The sequence below is a fragment of the Bradyrhizobium archetypum genome (assembly GCF_013114835.1).
Lineage (GTDB): Bacteria > Pseudomonadota > Alphaproteobacteria > Rhizobiales > Xanthobacteraceae > Bradyrhizobium > Bradyrhizobium archetypum.
The window spans coordinates 112,798-132,713 of record NZ_JAAVLW010000011.1; the positions used below are offsets into that span (position 1 = coordinate 112,798).

General features: G+C 62.4%; 15 protein-coding genes and 1 tRNA gene. 8 read left to right on the forward strand and 8 right to left on the reverse strand.

Annotated features, from left to right (window positions below):
* Positions 1-1,137 precede the first annotated feature (1,137 nt).
* The 3 genes from HCN50_RS29625 to HCN50_RS29635 form a co-directional block, all read right to left on the reverse strand.
* Positions 1,138-1,213 (reverse strand) — tRNA-Lys (locus tag HCN50_RS29625).
* Positions 1,214-1,360: 147 nt separating this feature from the next.
* Positions 1,361-4,039 carry a glycosyltransferase gene (locus tag HCN50_RS29630; protein ID WP_171713412.1) on the reverse strand — a complete coding sequence of 893 codons (2,679 nt, stop codon included), beginning with the start codon at positions 4,037-4,039 and terminating at the stop codon, positions 1,361-1,363.
* A gap of 215 nt (positions 4,040-4,254) precedes the next feature.
* On the reverse strand, positions 4,255-4,830 hold the full coding sequence (locus tag HCN50_RS29635; RefSeq protein WP_171713413.1) for a beta-1-3, beta-1-6-glucan biosynthesis protein: 576 nt from the start codon (positions 4,828-4,830) through the stop codon (positions 4,255-4,257).
* Between the two features lie 100 nt (positions 4,831-4,930).
* On the opposite strand from HCN50_RS29635, the gene HCN50_RS34335 reads away from it, so the two are divergent.
* Complete coding sequence (locus HCN50_RS34335) at positions 4,931-5,056, forward strand: hypothetical protein (protein WP_283812139.1); 126 nt, start codon at positions 4,931-4,933, stop codon at positions 5,054-5,056.
* Positions 5,057-5,077: 21 nt separating this feature from the next.
* The gene (locus tag HCN50_RS29640) at positions 5,078-6,703 is read left to right on the forward strand and encodes a glycoside hydrolase family 17 protein (protein ID WP_171713414.1); all 1,626 of its coding nucleotides are present in this window, start codon (positions 5,078-5,080) and stop codon (positions 6,701-6,703) included.
* On the opposite strand, the gene HCN50_RS29645 is transcribed toward HCN50_RS29640, so the two are convergent.
* Positions 6,663-7,043 carry a hypothetical protein gene (locus HCN50_RS29645; protein WP_171713415.1) on the reverse strand — a complete coding sequence of 127 codons (381 nt, stop codon included), beginning with the start codon at positions 7,041-7,043 and terminating at the stop codon, positions 6,663-6,665. The two genes, HCN50_RS29640 and HCN50_RS29645, sit on opposite strands and share 41 nt — an antisense overlap.
* A gap of 96 nt (positions 7,044-7,139) precedes the next feature.
* Entirely contained in the window at positions 7,140-8,420 is a 1,281-nt protein-coding gene (locus tag HCN50_RS29650; RefSeq protein WP_171713416.1) for a hypothetical protein, read from the reverse strand.
* A 165-nt stretch (positions 8,421-8,585) separates the two neighbouring features.
* Between HCN50_RS29650 and glmU the strand changes: the two genes are divergently transcribed.
* The 3 genes from glmU (at position 8,586) to HCN50_RS29665 (ending at position 11,407) form a co-directional block, all read left to right on the forward strand.
* The gene (glmU, locus tag HCN50_RS29655) at positions 8,586-9,941 is read left to right on the forward strand and encodes a bifunctional UDP-N-acetylglucosamine diphosphorylase/glucosamine-1-phosphate N-acetyltransferase GlmU (protein WP_171713417.1); all 1,356 of its coding nucleotides are present in this window, start codon (positions 8,586-8,588) and stop codon (positions 9,939-9,941) included.
* 258 nt (positions 9,942-10,199) lie between these two features.
* Entirely contained in the window at positions 10,200-10,664 is a 465-nt protein-coding gene (locus tag HCN50_RS29660) for a hypothetical protein (protein ID WP_171713418.1), read from the forward strand.
* On the forward strand, positions 10,661-11,407 hold the full coding sequence (locus HCN50_RS29665; RefSeq protein ID WP_171713419.1) for a hypothetical protein: 747 nt from the start codon (positions 10,661-10,663) through the stop codon (positions 11,405-11,407). The genes HCN50_RS29660 and HCN50_RS29665 overlap by 4 nt, the downstream gene beginning before the upstream one ends.
* A 547-nt stretch (positions 11,408-11,954) precedes the next feature.
* Here HCN50_RS29665 and HCN50_RS29670 read toward each other — a convergent pair.
* Positions 11,955-12,146 (reverse strand): hypothetical protein, encoded by a 192-nt coding sequence (locus HCN50_RS29670; protein ID WP_171713420.1) that lies wholly within the window; start codon positions 12,144-12,146, stop codon positions 11,955-11,957.
* Positions 12,147-12,378: 232 nt separating this feature from the next.
* Positions 12,379-13,035 (reverse strand): glutathione S-transferase family protein, encoded by a 657-nt coding sequence (locus tag HCN50_RS29675; RefSeq protein ID WP_171713421.1) that lies wholly within the window; start codon positions 13,033-13,035, stop codon positions 12,379-12,381.
* A gap of 867 nt (positions 13,036-13,902) precedes the next feature.
* Here HCN50_RS29675 and glmS point away from each other — a divergent pair.
* From glmS to HCN50_RS29690, 3 genes are all read left to right on the forward strand, one after another.
* A complete protein-coding gene (gene glmS / locus HCN50_RS29680; protein WP_171713422.1) occupies positions 13,903-15,729 on the forward strand; it encodes a glutamine--fructose-6-phosphate transaminase (isomerizing) in 1,827 nt (608 codons plus the stop codon).
* Between the two features lie 144 nt (positions 15,730-15,873).
* Positions 15,874-16,659 (forward strand): DUF502 domain-containing protein, encoded by a 786-nt coding sequence (locus HCN50_RS29685; protein WP_171713423.1) that lies wholly within the window; start codon positions 15,874-15,876, stop codon positions 16,657-16,659.
* A 161-nt stretch (positions 16,660-16,820) separates the two neighbouring features.
* Entirely contained in the window at positions 16,821-17,810 is a 990-nt protein-coding gene (locus HCN50_RS29690) for a Dap2 family DHDPS-related protein (protein WP_171713506.1), read from the forward strand.
* On the opposite strand, the gene recG is transcribed toward HCN50_RS29690, so the two are convergent.
* A complete protein-coding gene (gene recG, locus HCN50_RS29695; protein WP_171713424.1) occupies positions 17,762-19,870 on the reverse strand; it encodes an ATP-dependent DNA helicase RecG in 2,109 nt (702 codons plus the stop codon). The genes HCN50_RS29690 and recG overlap by 49 nt on opposite strands.
* Positions 19,871-19,916 lie beyond the last annotated feature (46 nt).

Consider the following 19,916-nt stretch of genomic DNA (forward strand, 5'->3'; position numbering starts at 1 on the left):
CGACAACCTCTGAGCTTCATAGTTCTACCATTGTGCGAAGGCCGGTGACGATGCGACGGTACTACTTTGACTTGAGGAGGGTGACGTCGCCCCTCACGAGGAAGGGTTGGAACTTCCCGGCCCGCGCACTAGCCGACATGGCGCGGGACGCGGTCAGAAAGAACCACGACGGGCCGAGACACCGGATGGCGATCGAAGTCAGTGACGACAACGGGCCGGCTCTACAGGTGAGGTTTACGTTCGAGATTGACCGGCATCAGCACCAAGTTAGTACGTCCGCGAGGCCGTCAGTGAATGTCACAACGAGACTTGAACATCACAGCCATCGCGGCCGTCGTCGTCTGGGTTGGATTCTGCCTGTATAAGGGCTGGTTCTAAGTTACTGCGGCATTGGCCGGCCCTTCACTCCAGAACCTCATACTCGAACGCCACCCCTTCGGGTCGTTCTCCTCGAACCATTTTTCTGCAGCGTCGACATTGGCGAACACCTTGATGTGCTAGGCATCGCCGACCTGCTTGCTCCTGTTGACGTAGACAAGAACAGTCATTGGTCTCTCTTCAGCTTGCGCCTGCCCCAATGGGCTGTGCGCCGAGCGAGACCGGGCTTAAGAAAGAAGAGGGCGGTCCGACGAAGGGGCGCTGGGCGGCCGGAGTTGGTAATGGGCGAGCCGCTGAAATGGTATGACGAGAAGGCGGAAAGCTCGCCGTGGCTTAGGGCGCTCGCTGAAGTGCGTCAACGGTCTGCGCGCGAGGGTTACTGCTGCCAGGAAGGCTGGCGACGTGCCGTGAACCGCGTGCGCTCCAATTTTAGGAACAATCACGTTTCTGACGAGTAGATTCGAAGCTTCCGGTTTGTGTCGCTGAATAGCTCCAGCCGGAAGAAAACCTGTCCAAAAAGGGTTGGCGGCCTTGGCGCATCCGGCGATCGCTAGGGCCGCTTATTAGCGGCTTTTTCGTTGCCTGCACTCCTGCACCTTCCCCGCAATTAGGACCGGGACCACGGCAACGATGGTAGCGATAAGGCCGACTGAATCGGTGTCCATGGCACACCCCGCCTAGTGTGCGCAGGGAGTGTGCACATGAAAAGATATCTTCTTTTCGAGAAGAGATTTTCTGGCTTAAATGCTTGAAATCGTTTGGTGAGCGCGGAGGGACTCGAACCCTCGACCCCATGATTAAAAGTCACGTGCTCTACCGCCTGAGCTACGCGCTCACTCGCCGCGCTGTGTAGGGGGCGGACCGTTACGGGTCAATAGCGCCGGCGCGGCAAATTCGTGGTTTGGCTGGTTCTAATTCTCTTTGGATAGCTAAAGGTTAGTTCGGCTTCTTCAACCGCCTGGCGCCAATCGATCCAGGGCGGTCAATTGATCTCCCGGCGAACTTCCGAGGCGACCGGCTGGGACTGGGTGGAAACCGTCGGCAGGCTGACGGGCCGCAGCCCGATCAGTTCCGCCGTCCGCACCGCGCTGTTGCGCCAGAAGGCGAAGGAATTGGCGCGGGAGTTTTCCAACAGCGCGATCGAGACCGCCGCGAGGAACGGCAGGCTTTGCAGCACCAGCACGCCCGCGAAGATGTAGATCTCGCGCACTTCCTTGTAGCCGTTGGTGACGACCAGGACGGCGGCGCCGATCAAGAGCAGCACGCCGATTACGGCTTCCCAGAACGCCTGGAATTCGATCGACATCCGCGACAGGCCTCCCTTGGAGGTGCGGGCGAAGGCGAGATGCTCGGTGATCAGGCCCTGCGCCACGGCGCGCGACACCGTCCACTGCACGCTCATCGCCGCGACCATCGCGCCGAGCATCTGGCCGGCCTTGATCTTCACCCTTAGACGATAGAGCGCGACGAAATGCACCAGCGAGACCACGAAGGAGGCGATGATCGGCAGCGTCAGGATCTTGTCGGGAATGGCGATGTCGGCAAACGCCACGATCGGCACCCAGACCAGATTGAGGATTGCGACCACCACGCCGAGGCTTTCGGCGCCTAGCCAGTTCAGCCAGCCCAGCGAGAACTCGCGGCGCTGGTCCGGCGTCAGCCGGCTGGCGCCGGGCAGGAACCGCCGCCAGTGCTTCTTGACGATCTGGAAGCCGCCATAGGCCCAGCGGTGGCGCTGCTTCTTGAACGCCTCATAGGTGTCGGGCAGCAGACCCTCGCCATAGCGAACGTTGGTGTAGTGCGTCAGCCAGCCCTGCTGCTGGATGGTCAGGCCGAGGTCGGTGTCCTCGCAGATGGTGTCGCTGGACCAGCCGCCGGCCATGTCCATCGCGGCGCGGCGGATCAGGCACATCGTGCCGTGCACGATGATCGCGTTGAACTCGTTGCGCTGGACCATGCCGATGTCGAAGAAACCGGCATATTCGCCGTTCATGATGTAGTGCATCAGCGAGAGATCGCCGTCGCGATGCTCCTGCGGCGCCTGCACCAGGCCGACGCGCGGGTCGGCGAACACCGGGACCAGATCCTTCAGCCAGTCCGGATGCACGACATAGTCGGCGTCGATGATGCCGATGATCTCGGCATCGGCCGCGGTGCGCTCCATGGCGATGCGAAGCGCGCCGGCCTTGAAGCCCTGCACCTTCTCGGCATTGATGAACTTGAAGCGTTCGCCGAGCGCGCGGCAGTGATCCTGGATCGGACGCCAGAACTCCGGGTCGGGCGTGTTATTGATGATGCAGACGCATTCGAAGTTCGGGTAGTCGAGCCGCGACACCGCATCCAGCGTCTGCTTCAGCATCTCGACCGGCTCGTAATAAGCCGGGATGTGAATCGACACCTTTGGAAAGGCGACGTTCTCGCCGATGGTGGCAGGCGCCACTGCCGCGCTCTTGGTAATCAGCCGGCGCGGGCCGCGGCCGAAGGCGATCGCCGCGATCTCGTCGATGCGCGCCATTGCGATCAGGATCAGCGGAACCAATAGGATCAGGCCGAGCGTCAGCGCAAACGCCGAGCCGAACACGAAATAATGCCCGGCCCAGTAGGCGAACACGGTGGAAACCCAGGCGCCGACGCCATTGGCGGCTGCGGAAAGCACCAGGGCCTGCATGACGGTCGGCCGCTCGATCCGCAGGATCGGCAGCGACATCAGGATGCCGACGAGCAGCGCAATCGCGGCCAGCTTCCAGTAGTTCTCGTTTACGATCGGGCCGGTCCAGGCGAATTTCGGCTCGCGGTTGGCGTCAAGGATGCCCCAGTAGGGGCCGACACCGCCTTCGAAGAATTTCCAGGGCTGATCGATCGCCTCGACGATGTTGTATTCCATGCCGATCGCTTCGGCACGGGTGACGAAGTTGCGCAGCACCGAGGCCTGCTCGAACGGGCCGGGTTCGGCGTTCTTCAAATTATAGCCGGCGCTGGGCCAGCCGAATTCGGCAATGACGATGCGCTTGCCGGGGAATTTTTCACGCAACAGCCCGTAAAGATAGACGGCCTGATCGACCGCCTGCTTGTCGGTGAAATTTTCCCAATAGGGCAGCACGTGCGCGGCGATGAAATCGACGGAAGACGCCAGTTCCGGATTGTCGCGCCAGATGTTCCAGATTTCGCCTGTGGTGACGGGGACATTGACCGCCTTCTTCACCCGCTTGATCAGGTCGACCAGGTCTTCGACCTTCTGCTCGCCGCGGTAGATGGTTTCGTTGCCTACGACGATGCCGTTGACGTTGCTGTTGCGCTTGGCGAGCGTGATCGCCGCGTCGATCTCGCGTTCGTTGCGGTCGGCATTCTTGTCGATCCAGGCGCCGACGGTGACCTTGAGGCCGAACTCGGCGGCGATCGGCGGCACCAGTTCGACGCCGCCCGTGGAAGAGTAGAGACGAATCGCGCGCGTGATCGTCGACAGCTTCTTCAAGTCCGCGCGGATTTTCTCGATCTGCGGAATATTGTCGACGTCGGGGTGGGCGCTTCCTTCGAACGGCGCGTAGGAGACGCTGGGCAGGATGCCCCGGAAATCGGGGGCGGGCTGCTTGTCCTGGAACAAGCCCCACAGCCCGGCGTGAGCTGCGGTTACAAACAGCAGAACGGCAACGACGGCACGCATCGAGGGCTAAACCATACGGGGCTGCAATTTATGGGAAGCGAACCTGTCCCCTAGGTTCGACCGGCACGGCGGCGTCATAAGGATAGTCCTGCCCTGCGTTTTCACAACTGGTATGACGCCATGACTTTTTTAAGGACGGCGTTTTCCGGGCGCGAGCAATCCAAACACCGGACCAATAGGATCGTTCCTCTGAACGCATCCTGAATGGCGGATGTCTATTTCGCCGGGGCAGGCGCGGCGCTGGGGGCCGGCGAGGGCGAGGCGGCCGGCGCCGGTGTTGCGTTGCCGGCGGTCGCCGGCGCCGCTGGCGCCGGGCTTGCCGCGGCGGCCTGAGGCTGCGCACCCGGATTGATCCAGCAGGCCTGGATGCGGCTGGAAAGGGTTTCCGCCACTTTCGGGTCGATCTGGCCGCCAAAGCGCGTCAGGCAGCGGAAGGCGGCCTGGACATGGCCGCCCGGGCAGCCGAACCGGTCGTAAAGGTCGAGATGCCGGAATGCCGTATCGAGATCGTCCCGCCACATCAGGCTTACCACCCGGCGGCCGAGCCAGACGCATTCGGGATTTCCGGCCGGGCCGTTGATGGCCTGGGCCGCCTCGACGAATTCGTCGGCCTTGCGCTGATTGTCCTTGCTGGCATCAGCGGCGTTGGCCGGCGGCTTGCCTTGCTGATCCTGGGGGGCCGGGGTGCCGCTCTGGGCCAACGCGCCAGCCGATCCGATCAGGAGGGCCAGGCCGGCAGCGGCAAAGCGCCTCAAAATCGCAACTCTTGGATCAAGCACCCGTCGACGCATACATTCCCCGATCAGTTTCCAGCCGCTTGGCCGGTGTGGTGGTTTTGGCTTGTTGCCGCCCAAATAGGTCCCCAATGCGGCGGACACGTTGGCGATTCACATGACGGGTATTTCGGATTTTGTCCAGCAAAGTCACAACTTTATCGACGCGGTGGTAAAACTGCCGCAGGGGATGGGGCGCAATAGGGCCATCGTGCATCTTGGCAGAACGCCGATGAACGGGTAATCGACGGTCCCCGCCCGGAGGATGGAACCGATTTCTCTTCGTACGCCGCTGGCGCTTCTCCTGTCATCGCTAGGTATGATTGCGGCCCTGTGGTGGTGGCTCGCCACGCCGATCACGCTTGCGCGCGCGCCGATCGACCCCACCGCCAAGCTGCAATGCGTGTCATACGCCCCGTTCCGGGGCGCGCAGACGCCGCTGATACCGACCACGCAAATCCCGCCTGAACAGATCGCGCAGGATCTGGCGCAGCTCGCCAAGATCACCGACTGCGTGCGGACCTATTCGATCGAGAACGGGCTCGATCAGGTTCCGGCACAGGCCGCCAAGGTCGGCCTGAAGGTGATCCAGGGCATCTGGCTCTCGAGCAGCCGCACCAAGAACCTCGCGCAGATCTCGGTTGCGATCGAGCTGACCAAGGAACATCCCGACGTCATCATCGCGCTGGTGGTCGGCAACGAGGTGCTGCTGCGCGGCGAGATGACGACATCGGACCTCGCAGCCCATATCCGCTCGGTGAAGTCGCGCGTCACCGTGCCCGTGACCTATGCCGATGTCTGGGAATTCTGGCTGCGCAACCGCGAAATCTATGACGCGGTCGACTTCGTCACGATCCACATCCTGCCGTACTGGGAAGACATGCCGGTACGCGCGAAACACGCCGCCAGCCATGTCGACGATATCCGCAAGCGAATGGCGGTGGCATTTCCGAACAAGGAAATCCTGATCGGCGAGACCGGTTGGCCGAGCGCGGGAAGGATGCGCGAAGGCGCGCTGCCGTCGCGCACCAACCAGGCGCGCGTCGTGTCCGAAATTCTCGACCTCGCCAAGCGCGAAAAATTTCGCGTCAACCTGATCGAGGCCTACGACCAGCCGTGGAAGCGCCAGCTCGAAGGCACCGTCGGCGGCTACTGGGGCATGATCGATGATGCGCAGCGGGCGGTGAAATATCCGCCCGGCGAGCCGATCAGCAATTATCCGTCCTGGAAGCTGCAGATGGGATGCGGCATGGCGCTCAGCGCCCTCGTGTTCCTGGTGGGCTGGCTGACGATGCGGCGGCGGCCGTGGAAGCCAGGGCTCGCAGCATGGATCGCGGTCGGCACGTCGGCGACGACCGCCGGCATGCTGCTCGGGGTTGCCGCGGACAAGATGTATTACGAAAGCTATGGGGCCGGAGGCTGGCTGCAATGGGGGGCGCTGCTGGCGGCCGCCATCGCCTCACCGCTATTGTGCGCGAACGCGGCGATGTCGGGACGGCCGCTGCCGACCTTTCTCGAACTGCTCGGGCCGCGCGATTTCCGGACCAAGTCGGCGCTCGCAGTGCTGCTCGGCATTGTGTTGGGCGTCACCACGGTGATCGCGGCGCAAACCGCGCTCGGCTTTGCGTTCGACCCCCGCTACCGCGATTTTCCATTCGCTTCGCTGACCATGGCGGTGGTGCCGTTTGCGGCCTTGATGCTGCTCAACCGGCCGAAAGACGGCGTGCGTCCGATCGCCGAGTCGGCGTTTGCCGGATTGCTGCTCGCAGCCGCGCTCTTCACCGGTATCAACGAAGGCAACCAGAACTGGCAGTCGATGTGGACCTGCGCGATCTATCTGTTGCTCGCGCTCACGCTGTGGCGGGCGCGGGCCGTGCAAATCCCAAAATAAGCAGGCCGATCGCAATTCCCGACAGCACGATATTGTAGAGCACGATTCCGAGTCCCGCCGCGATCAGGCCGCCGGTCAAGAGCACGATCGACGGCCGCATGACGTGAAGCGTCGCGATCACAAGCGCGGTGATGCCGAACACCGAATTCTTGAACAGGTAGGTGGCGAGCGTGCGCGACTTGCACAGCATGGTTTGCAGGCCGGCGTCGCAGGCCAGCGCGACAGTGGAGAACTCGATCGCAAGGTAGCGAAGATAGAGCGCATAACCGACGGTGACGAAGCCGATCACCAACAGGAATTGCACTTGATAGGGCGTGAGCCGGAACGGGGATTTTTTCATGCGCGCAATATGGTCGGGATTGGCTGTTGGGACAAGCGTTCAACTCCCGTGAGAACGCAAGTCAGAAATGCGCCGTAACGCGCTGTAGCCAAAAGCCTATTGTGAATTCTTCTTGCCGAAGATGGACGAAAATGTCGTCTGCGTTGGCTCCGGCGGCGGCTCCGGCTTCTTCGGCGGCTCCTCAACGACTGTCGCCGCCGACTGCTTGGCGATGCCGCGCCGGCGCGGGCCGGGCTTGGCGGCAGTAGGCGGCGGATCGTTCAACGACAGCCGCTGGCCATCGAAGATCGCGGTCTCGCACGGCCGGTTGTTTTCCATCAGCACGGCGCAGATCCTGGCGGCAGCGCCGGCGTCGTTCAGCGGACCGGCGACCAGGCGAAGCTGCATGCCGAGCCCGTTGGTGCCTTCCTTGATGACGATGATTGGACGCAGTGGCGCGAGCGGCGCGTTCGATCTCGATTTCAACAGCCCGCGCCACAACGCGCGCAGGCCGTTCACGGAATTGGCGGTGCCGAGATCAACCCCGAATTCGGTCCGCTGCAGCGAGACCTGTGGCCCGGCATCTTCTGCATCCGAATCGCTCGACGCCGACGCCACGACATCCGGGAGCGGGCTCGCGATCACCGGACCAGAGGCTTTGCCCGGCTCGATCAGTCTGGCGGCTGCCGGATCGGGTGGGGCCATCATCGACTGGGACGCCATCAGCGGCGTGGCGGGCGAAGCTTTTGCGGCGTCCTGCTTGACCGTGTCGGCTTTTGCAGTTTCCGGCTTGCCGTTGTCCGCTTTGGCAGGGTCGGGCTTCGCGGTATCCTTTGCAGCGGAGGAGACCGTCGCCGGGCCGGGCTCGGCCGCGGCGATACCGGCCGCGGACTTGTTGGGGACGGGCGCTGTGGGCGGAGCGGCTGCCACCGGCCCGGCGGTCGGCGAAGGCGGCGGGCTTTGCACGGCCGGCGGTTCCGCACTCGGCGCCGGCGGCGAGGCGGACGCCGGCCCTTGCCTTCCAATGGCGCCGGTAACCGAATCGAGCCCTTGTTCCAGGCTGGTGACACGCGCATACAGCCTGTCGCGGTCGGTATTCAGTGTCTCGATCGCCGCAGCAAGCCGCCGTGCCTCGTTCTGGGTTTCCCTGGCGACCGTCTGGATCTGCTGCGCCTGCCGGGTCAGATCGGCCGCGGCGACCTGGTCCCGCTTCAGGCCGAGCGAGGACTGGTTGGCCATCACCGCCAGAATCACCGCAGCCGTCGCGGCGACGCCCCAGGATCCGATGCGCCAGAGCGCGCGGCGGTCGAGCTCGTCTTCGTCGGCCAACAGGTTGCTCAGCACGCCGCCGCTGTCATCCGCCTCGAAGTCTGCGAGATGGTCAGGTTTTTTGGCCAAACGCCCTCGGCCCTCCTCAAGGCCCGCCGAATCACGGATTAAACACTAACAGGAAATGCGCGGCCCACCTGAATCCGGACATTTTCGGGGCAGCGAATCGGTTTGATCTCCAGTGGAAAACAATTAAAGACGGCCGGCGCAACCGTGTTGGCCTTGAGGACCAGAATGACCGCTCGATCCAGCCTGACTGTCGTGCTTGCCGCCGGCGAGGGCACGCGCATGCGATCCGCGCTGCCCAAGGTGCTGCACCAGGTCGCCGGCCAATCGCTGCTGGCCCATGTGCTGGATGCGGCCCCGCACGGAACCGGCGCTTCGCTCGCCGTCGTGATCGGGCCGGATCACAAGGCGGTGGCCGACGAGGTCAGGCGGGTGCGCGCCGATGCGGCGACCTTCGTTCAGGCCGAGCGGCTTGGCACGGCGCATGCCGTGCTGGCGGCCCGCGAGGCGATCGCCCGCGGCGCCGACGATCTCCTGGTGGCGTTCGGCGACACGCCGCTGATTTCGGCGGAGACGTTTGCCCGGCTCCGCGCGCCGCTGGAACAGCGCGCGGCGCTCGCAGTGCTCGGCTTCCGCGCCGCCGATCCGACCGGCTATGGCCGGCTGCTGCTCGACGGCGATCGCCTGGTGGCGATCCGCGAGCATGCCGATGCCACGGCAGAGGAGCGCAAGGTCACGCTGTGCAATGCCGGCGTGATGGCGTTCGACGGCCGCCGAGCACTGGAAATTCTCGACCGGATCGGCAATGCCAACAGCAAGGGCGAATATTATCTGGTCGATGCCGTCGAAATCGTCAGGGAAATGGGATTGGAGGCCGTCGTGATCGAAACCAGCGAGGATGAAGTGCGCGGCATCAACAACAAGACCCAGCTTGCGGAGGCGGAAGCCGTCATGCAGGCGCGGCTGCGCCAGGCGGCGCTCGATGCCGGCGTGACGCTGGTCGCGCCGGAGACGGTTTATCTCGCCGCCGATACGAAGTTCGGCAGCGACGTCACCATCGAGCCGTTTGTCGTGATCGGCCCCGGCGTCACCATCGGCGACGGCGCGGTGATCCATTCGTTCTCGCACATCGTGCTGTCTTCGATCGGCAAGAACGCACTGGTCGGTCCCTTTGCCCGCATGCGCCCGGGCTCATCGCTCGGCGAGGGCGCCAAGATCGGCAACTTCGTCGAGACCAAGGCCGCGACGATCGAAGCCGGCGCCAAGATCAACCATCTCTCCTATGTCGGCGACGCCCATGTCGGCGCCAAGGCCAATCTCGGCGCCGGCACCATCACCTGCAACTATGACGGCTTCTTCAAGCACAAGACCACGATCGGCGAGGGCGCCTTCATCGGCACCCACGCCTCACTGGTGGCGCCGGTGAAAATCGGCAACGGCGCCTATATCGGCTCGGGCTCCGTCATCACCAAGGACGTGCCCGACGACGCGATGGCCGTGGAGCGCAGCCCGCAGACCAACCGCGAGGGCGGGGCGGCAAGGTACCGCGAGATGAAGCTGCGGGCGAAGGCGAAAGAGGGTTAGGGGGTGGGATTGTTGAGCTTTCCGCTTCAGACTTCTCAATCGGCGGACACTCGCCAAACCCTCCGCAACGCCATCGCAGGCGTAGCGCATTTAAGTGCACTGTCACCGTAACGCTAGCGGCCGCGCTGCGCGCTTGCGCCCCCTGGAGAGCGGAAGGTAATTCGCTGGGGAATATGGGGATTACAGGCGGCAGTCTCTTTCCCGAATCACTATTGGAGGTTGTTACTGACACCCTTTAGATCGGTCCAGGGGGCACATGTGTCAGCCAAATTGCGTATCAAAACCAAGGGAATTGAGATCGAGTGGGAAGGTGAAGTCGAATTCCTCAAATCCGAGGTGCCGGATCTCATTGCCTCAATCATCCAAGCGATTGGTGGCGCAGGCAATGATGAAAACGCCGACGAGGTTCCTACGACATCACAGACCAAGACATTCACGACCGCTTCGGCTGCAGCAAAAATGCAAGCTGGATCGGGGCCCGAGCTCTTCAAGATCGCTCTAGCAAAGCTTCAGATCAGCGATGGAATAGAGCCGGCAAGCCGAGACAAGATCCACGACGAAATGAAAAATGCCGCAAGGTTCTACAACCCCAATATGGGTAAGAACCTTACGCAGACAATTGAAGGTTTGCTCTCCCGCGGGGAAATCAACGAGCCATCCAGCGGCAACTACGCCCTGTCACACGCTGCATACGAAAAATTTGTCGAGAAGCTTAGCTCATGACGCTACTCCGCGAAAGTTTAGCTCGCCGGGACGTTTCTAAAACCGATAAGTACCTCCTGATCATCGCCATGCACGACGGTCCGATGAAGGCTAATGACATAAGGGCGGTTGCGCGGCAAAATGGGTGGAAGGACGGGTCTGGTAGTCTCCCGGGTAATTTTCTCAGACAGACGAAGAACGCGATCTACCTTCCAAATGGTTGGACAGTCACCGAGGCGTGCAAAAAAAGTCTCGCTGATCGAGGACTGTTAAATCCCGCCGGGGTGCTCACACCAGTCACCCACGCACTCGAAAGGTATCTGACTGATGTTCACGATCCGGACAGAGCTCGGTTTATTGAAGAGGCCATTCAGTGTGTGAAGAACAAGGCCTATCGGTCAGCCATTGTGCTGATTTGGGTCGGTGCAGTCTACTTGCTGTATCAACACGTCCTCAATAACAAGCTTGCTGAGTTCAACCAAGAAGGACGACGACGATCCGAAAAGAACCAGAAGAACGAAAAGATCCAAAAGAAAGAGTGGAAAGATAAAGTAAGCGTGGACGATCTTGCCTCACTGAGGGAAGCCGAATTTCTGAACATGCTTGAGCACATTGGCGTTTTGACGAAGGCCGAGCATAAGGAGCTTCAAAGCTGCCTGGACAGACGCAATACAGCTGGTCACCCCAACTCGGCTTCTTTTGAGGAGGTGACGGTCGGCGCTCACATCTATGAACTGATTTCGAAAATTTACAGCAAATACTAACAGTGCCGTCGTGGCCGATCTCCTACCGACGTGATCGAGGGATTTAGCCAAAGGCAAACGTCGCGGTCATCAGGTGCCGCTTTGCAACAAATCCCGATAACCTTGCTCAGTCATCCATCCGGAGAATTATGGAATTGCGGTGACGGTGCTGGACTAGCACCGTAACTTCAGAAGCTGCCTTGGCGGGCTCAATTACTTCCAATTGCGGTGACAGTGTACTCAACTGCACTTCACACCAGCGCGCCAGATTAAGTTCGCTGGCACCGCAATTTTGGATGCGTCCGAATTACAGTGACGGTGCACTTAATGCGGAAATCACGAGGCCAGAGCGCTTAATCCGGCTGAGGATTACTCGCGCAGTGCAGTTAGGTGCACTGTCACCGTAACACCGCTTTCCTCGAACATCTTTCGGCGGCGTCCACGTCCGCGAACACTTGATGCGATCGACGTCGCCGACCTGCTTGCAGGAGCAAATTTAGGAAGCTATGCCGCCGCGCAAATCCCTTGCGGACAAGAGGAGGCTGGACGGGGTGCCAGCCTCACCTTTTTAGCTGATAATCTGCTTGACCTTGATGCCGCGCAAGGCCTCGATGCAGTCAGCTACCAAATGCAGGAGCTCTTCGCGCTTTACGCCTTTCACCCGACGACCTTCCATATTGACCAGAATGAACCTCGCCATGTCGTAGGCGACTTCAAACTGCGATTTGCCGGTAACCTCAACATCGATCTTTTCAGCCATTTCGCTCTCCGCTGGTTGGAATTGGGAGACCTGCAACCCAGGGGGAAAAGGCCGAGAGTCTGTCTTTCGCCATTAGAGTTGGCAACAGGCCGATGCGCTTCGGTCCGTCTGCGCCAGACCTCGTATTACAGTGACAGTTCATTCAATTTGTCGTTCTCGCTGCGGGAGCCAGGGTCAGGACCCATACCCTGAACGAAAAACTCGGATGACGACTTCCAGCCCCAGAACGGACTCATTGGCCGGTCGGCGGCTTGCCGGTATTAACCGCCAATTGAGCGGCGAAAGCCCGTTTGTACGCAGGCCGCGCTTCGCCGCGGGTGACATAGGCTGCCAGGTTCGGAAATTCGTCCAGAATGCCCGATGATCTCAGTCTGAGCAGCACGGATACCATCATCAGGTCGCCCGCGGTGAACGCACCGTCGAGCCAGTCGGCATCGCCCAGGCGGGCGGAAAGCTGATTCAGCCGGTCGCGCACGCGATCCTCGACAAGCGGCAGACGCGCCGCATACCAGGGCTTGTCGCTTTCCAGCAATGTGGCGGTTGCAAGTTCAAGGATCGGCGGCTCCACCGTGTTGACCGCGGCAAACATCCAGGTGATCGCGCGCGCCCGGGCATTGGCATCATCAGGCAGCAGGCCCGCATGGCGCTCGGCGATATGCAAGACGATCGATCCTGTCTCGAACAGGGCGAGATCGCCTTCCTCATAAGTTGGAATCTGACCGAAAGGATGAAGCGCCAGATGCGCGGGTTCCTTCATCGCACGAAATGAAACAAGGCGAACCTCGTAAGGTTGGCGCACTTCTTCAAGCGCCCAGCGAACGCGCGTGTCACGCGCCAGTCCCTTGCCGCCATCGGGTGACCGTTCAAAGGCGGTAATGGTGATGGTCATCGTGGGGCTCCTTCTGGCAAAGATCATCGGCTGCGGGGCCGGCAAGCCATCAAGGTAAATTCAAGGAGATTGAAAACGATCCGCGCCGTGTCTAACCCTTTCTTTCTCCCGTGCGAGTTGGTTGGCTAAATTATGCTGACAGTGCACTCATTGCACCTTGACTGCCGCCCGACGGGCAAATCACTTCGGATTATCCGAAATCATGTCAAGCCCACGAATCAAAAATATTCCGCTTTCGTTCCGAGCCAAATCAGCGGCATAACTCCGCCCGTCTCACCGCAAGATGAGGGGCGCTCGCGAACGTCACGAACGCGCGGTGGATGCGATGGACGCGGATGGCGCTGATGACGTTGCGCGCCGGAAGCGTACGGTGAAGTCGTGTGGTCCTGATGTCGCGGTGCTGGCATTAAGTTCCCAACAGAAGCGAAGCTTCAGGCCAAGCTTCTTGGGGGCGACGGTGGCAAAAAAGCCGTTCGCCGGGGAGAGCACGTTATAAGCCGTAAAGCCATTGCGCAGGGAAGGCCGGGATGCTTCCGCCGAACCTGTATGCTCGTGTGCATCTCTTGCTATGCGCAACCGCACACGAGACCGCGGGTGCGGCGCGCACCCGGTCTTCCCTGCGCCCTCTGATTGGAGAGGAGGGCAAACGAGATGCAAGCCTCGGGCAGATATGCCGCGAGATCGCGGACCCTTGTTCCGCGCGCCTTTGCAGGTGTAACAGGTCAATAGTCAGGCGGTCCGTTAAGCTTCCCGCTTAAGGCTGTCTCAATACGCAACAATTATTGACTATCTGTGTGCCCGCCATTGCCGCTATGAGACTAGCGGGTTGCGACGCCACTCGTCGTCGATTTGGGGATATTGAACCGCATGTGCGGCATTGTCGGCATTCTTGGGAAAGCTCCGGTCGCGGAGCTCCTGGTTGATTCACTCAAGCGGCTTGAATATCGCGGTTATGATTCCGCAGGCGTCGCCACGCTGGAAGGCGATCACCTCGCGCGCCGCCGCGCCGAGGGCAAGCTGAAGAATCTCGAAAAGCGGCTCGATGCCGAACCGCTCCAGGGACACACCGGCATCGGGCACACCCGCTGGGCAACCCACGGCAAGCCGACCGAGAACAACGCCCATCCGCATGCGACCGATCGCGTCGCCGTGGTTCACAACGGCATCATCGAGAATTTCCGCGAGCTGCGCGAAGCGCTGGAGAAGAAGGGCGCGGCCTTCAAGACCGAGACCGATACCGAGATCGTTCTTCACCTCGTCGACAGCTTTCTGCAAAAGGGCATCAAGCCGGTCGAGGCGGTGAGGGCGGCGCTCTCGGAGTTGCGCGGCGCCTTCGCGCTGGGCTTCATCTTCGCCGGCGATGACGATCTGATGATCGGCGCCCGCAATGGCCCGCCGCTGGCGATCGGTCACGGCGACGGCGAGATGTATCTGGGGTCGGATGCGATCGCGCTAGGGCCGTTCACCGATACGATCAGCTATCTCGAAGACGGCGACTGGGTGGTGCTGACGCGCAAGGGCGCGGTCATCTACGACAGGAACAACGCGATCGTGCAGCGCGAGGCGGTCAAGCACAGCGCCTCGACCTCGCTGGTCGACAAGGCGAACTACCGCCATTTCATGGCCAAGGAAATCCACGAGCAGCCGGAAGTGGTCGGGCACACGCTTGCCAGGTATGTCGACATGGCGACCGAGCGCGTCATGCTGCCGGTCAAGCTGCCGTTCGATTTCAAGGACATCCAGCGCATTTCGATCACGGCCTGCGGCACCGCGAACTATGCCGGCTATGTCGCCAAATACTGGTTCGAGCGGCTGGCGCGCATTCCGGTCGAAATCGATATCGCCTCCGAATTCCGCTACCGCGAGGCTCCGCTGCGCAAGGGCGATCTTGCGATCTTCATTTCGCAATCCGGCGAGACCGCCGACACGCTGGCCGCGCTGCGCTACGCCAAAGCCGAGGGCGTTCATACGCTCTCGGTCGTCAACGTGCCGACGTCGACGATTGCGCGCGAAAGCGAAACCGTGCTGCAGACGCTTGCCGGCCCCGAGATCGGCGTCGCCTCGACCAAGGCCTTCACCTGCCAGTTGATGGTGCTGGCCTCGCTCGCGGTTGCGGCCGGCAAGGCGCGCGGCGAATTGTCTGACGAGGACGAGACCAAGCTGGTCCACGGCCTCGTCGAGATTCCGCGCCTGATGGCGGCGACGCTGATCGCGGAGCCGCAGATCGAGAAGCTGGCACGCGACATCTCGAAATCGAAGGACGTGCTCTATCTCGGCCGTGGCACCAGCTATCCGCTGGCGCTGGAGGGCGCGCTGAAGCTGAAGGAGATTTCCTACATCCACGCCGAGGGCTACGCCGCCGGCGAGCTCAAGCACGGACCGATCGCCCTGATCGACGAGAACATGCCGGTCGTGGTGATCGCACCCCACGACCGGGTGTTCGAGAAGACCGTCTCCAACATGCAGGAAGTCGCAGCCCGCGGCGGCAACATCATCCTGATGACCGACGCCAAGGGGGCGGCGGAAGCCACCGTCGATTCCCTGGTCACCATCGTGCTGCCCGACATGGCGTCGACCTTCAGCCCGATGGTCTATGCCATCCCGGTGCAGCTCCTGGCCTATCATACCGCCGTGGTGATGGGCACCGACGTGGATCAGCCGCGAAATCTCGCCAAATCGGTAACTGTCGAATAGTCAAGACCATCGGCTGTCACGCTGGCCCTTCAAAAACCTGCTAGGATGGCTTAGCTGGCATAGGCGCGATCAGCAAAAGTGGACCCCGGTTTTGCGTCCATCGCGCCCGAATGTCGAGTTCGGCCGCCCTGACCTGGAACCACGATGAACCGCGAAGAACTGCCCCCGACCGCGCCCCCGGACGAATCCGTGCCGGAAGGCCATCACGCCGGGCTGATGGCCCGTTTTCGGAACTATTTTCTGACCGGACTGATTGTCGCAGGGCCGGTCGCGATCACGCTCTATTTGACCTGGTGGTTCGTGAACTGGGTCGACAATCTGGTTCGCCCCTTCGTGCCGACGGTCTACCGTCCCGAGACCTACCTGCCGTTCGGCTTGCCGGGGTCGGGACTGATCGTCGCGGTGATCGCGCTGACGCTGCTCGGCTTCCTCACCGCCAATTTGATCGGGCGGACGCTGGTCGATCTCGGCGAACGGTTGCTCGGCCGCATGCCGGTGGTGCGCGCGATCTATCGCGGCCTCAAGCAGGTGTTCGAGACGCTGTTCTCAGGCAAGGGATCGAGCTTTCGCCGGGTTGGCCTGGTCGAATTTCCTTCGCCCGGCATGTGGTCGATCGTCCTGATCTCTCAGTCGCCGAGCGAGAATGTCGCGAGCCAGTTGCCCGGCGAGGAGGAGCACATCTCGGTTTTCCTGCCCTGCGCACCGAACCCGACCACGGGCTTCTTCTTCTACGTGCCGAAGAGCAAGATCATCGAAGTCGACATGACGACCGAGGATGCCGCGACGCTGATCATGTCCGCCGGCGTGGTGCAGCCCGGCTCCGATCCGCAGAAACGCAATGGTGCGCTGGCCGGCATGGCGAACGCGGCGCGCGTCGCGAATTCGGCCGCCGGGCTGAAGCCGGCTCCGGCAAAGGTGAAGGTGGAGTGATTTGGAGTCGTCATTCCGGCGCGCATCGAAGATGCGAACTCCGGTGCGCAAGTGCGCACCTGAGAATCTCGAGATTCCGGGTCTGCGCTTCGCGCATCCCGGAATGACGGCAATCACGCTAACGTCTCCTCGATCCTCAAATGCTGGACCGGCCTGATATCATGACCAAGAAGATCGAAGGCATCATTCCCGTGATGATCACGCCGTTCACGGCAAACGGTGTGATCGATTATCCGGGCCTTGGCCGGCTGGTGGAATGGTACATCGACAACGGCTCGGACGCGTTGTTTGCGGTCTGCCAGTCCAGCGAGATGCAGTTTCTCAGTCTCGACGAGCGGGTTGCGCTTGCCGCCTTCGTCAAGAAGGCGGCGGCAGGCCGCGTGCCCGTCATCGCCTCCGGTCACGTCAGCGAAAGCCTGGAGGACCAGCTTGCCGAGCTGACTGCGATTGCCGCGACCGGCGTCGACGCCATGGTGCTGGTCACCAACCGGCTCGATGCGAAGCGGGAAGGCGGGGCCAAGTTCATCGACGATCTGACCTGGCTGCTGGACCGGCTGCCGAAACAAGTTCCGCTCGGTCTCTACGAGTGCCCGGCACCCTATCGCCGCCTGCTGACCGATGACGAGTTGAAGTTCTGTGCTAGTAGCGGCCGCTTCGTCATCCTGAAGGACGTCTCCTGCGAGCTCGAAACGGTGAAGCGGCGGGTGACGCTGACCAGGGGCACGCCGCTTGCCATCGTCAATGCCAATGCGGCGATTGCCTTTGCGGCGATGAAGGCCGGTTCGCGCGGTTTTACCGGCGTGTTCACCAACTTTCATCCTGATCTTTACAAATGGCTGATGACCGAACATGCCGACCATCCGGCGCTGGCGGATGAACTTTCGGTGTACCTCGCGCTATCAGCGATGGCCGAGCCGATGGGCTATCCGAAGCTTGCAAAGCTCTATCACCAGCGTCTCGGCACGTTCGCCTGCACCGACAGCCGCGCGGTCACCTTCGATATCCATGAGAAGTTCTGGGCGCTGGACGCGTTGCTCGACAAGATCGTCGAGGGCACCGAGCACTACCGCCGCCGCATTGCCGCCGTTGAGGCGAGCAAGACCTATCCCGCGCCGATCAGTGGCACGGCTTCATCGCGCTCATACAGGTAGAGCAGGCAGCGCAGCGCCTCGCCGCGCTCGCCCTTGAGTTTTGGATTGTCCTTCATGATGCGCAGCGCCTCGTCGCGCGCCTGCGTGATCAGTTGGGCGTGCACGTCGGAGCGGGCGATGCGATAGCCGGGCAGGCCGCTCTGGCGGATGCCGAGCACGTCGCCTTCGCCGCGGAGCTTCAGGTCCTCCTCGGCGATCCGGAAGCCGTCGGTGGTCTCCCTGATCACCTTCAGCCGTGCCGCCGACATTTCGCCGAGCGGCTCCTTGTAGAGCAGGAGGCAGGTGGAGGCGTCCGACCCGCGCCCGATCCGGCCGCGGAGCTGGTGCAATTGTGCGAGCCCGAAGCGCTCGGCATTCTCGATCACCATGATGGTCGCGGCGGGCACGTCGACGCCAACCTCGACCACGGTGGTCGCGACCAGGAGCCCGATCTCGTGCGCGGCGAACTGCGCCATCACGCGGTCCTTGTCCGCACCCTTCATCTGGCCGTGGATGAGACCAACCTTGTCCCGGAAGCGTTGCTGCAGCTTCTCAAAACGCTCCGTGGCGTTGGTCAGATGCTCGGTGCCCTCGGCCTCGGACTCCTCGACCAGCGGGCAGATCCAGTAGACCAGCTTGCCTGCTTTCAACGCGCGCCCCACGGCGTCGACGACTTCGTCGAGCCGGCTCGCCGGAACCGCGCGGGTGTCGATCGGCTGCCGGCCGGCCGGTTTCTCGCGGAGCTCCGAGACGTCCATGTCGCCGAAATAGGTGAGCACCAGCGTCCGGGGGATCGGCGTTGCGCTCAGCACCAGCACGTCGACGGCTTCACCCTTGTTGGTCAGCGCCAGCCGCTCGCGCACGCCGAAGCGATGCTGCTCGTCGACCACGGCCAGCGCCAGCGCCTTGAAGATCACGTCGTCCTGGATCAGTGCGTGGGTGCCGACCAGGAAATCGATCTCGCCGGCTTCGAGCCGCGCCAAAATTTCGCGCCGCTCCTTGCCTTTCTCGCGGCCGGTCAGGATCGCGACCCGCAGCCCGGCGCGTTCGGCGAGCGGCGCGACGGTCTTGATATGCTGGCGCGCGAGGATTTCGGTCGGCGCCATCAGCGCGGCCTGCTTGCCGGCTTCGACGACCGCAGCCGCGGCAAGCAGTGCCACGACCGTCTTGCCAGACCCGACGTCGCCCTGCAGCAGCCGCAGCATCCGCACCGGCTGGCGCAGATCCTCGGTGATGGCGGCGATCGCCGCGCGCTGCGAGGCGGTGAGCGCGTACGGAAGCGCGTCGATGATCTTGTGGCGCAGATGACCGTCGCCGGCATTGCGGTCACCGGCCGGACGCCGCAGTTGCGCGCGCACCAGCGCCAGCGCCAATTGACCGGCCAAGAGCTCGTCGAAGGCAAGCCGCGACCAGAACGGGCCGTCGGGCAGGATGTCGGTGAGTTCGAGCGGCACATGCACGCGATTGAGCGCTTCCCGGACCGGTGGAAAGCTGCAGCGGCGAAGCACCTCCGGACTGATCCACTCCGGCAGTTCCGGCAACTTCTGCAGCGCCTGCGCGATCGCGCGGCGCAGCGACCCCAATGCCAGACCTTCCGTCAGCGGATAGACCGGGTCGATGCCGGACAGTTTGGAAAACCCCGCCTCGTCCACGACGCGGTCTGGATGCACGATCTGCGGGACGCCGTCGTACATCTGCAGCGTGCCGGACACGTAGCGCTTCTCGCCGACCGGCAACAGCTTTTCGACATAGCCGGGCTTGGCGCGGAAAAACGTCAGCACCACGTCGCCGGTATCGTCAGAGGCATAGACGAGGTAGGGCGCGCGGGAATTGCGCGGCGGGGGCGGCCGGTGACGGTCGATCGTGACTTCCAGCGTCACCACGGTTCCCGGCGTTGCCTCGCGGACCTTCGGCCGCGCCCGGCGGTCGATCACGCTTGCCGGCAGATGCAGCAAGAGATCGACCAGCCGCGGCGTCTCATCGCGGTCGAGCAGGTAGCGCAGCAGCTTGTCCTGCTTCGGCCCGACACCCGGAAGGCTCGTGACCGGCGCAAACAAGGGATTAAGCAGGGTGGGGCGCATCAGGTCGCTCGTCGCTCACGATCCGTCATGCGCAGACTTGATCCGC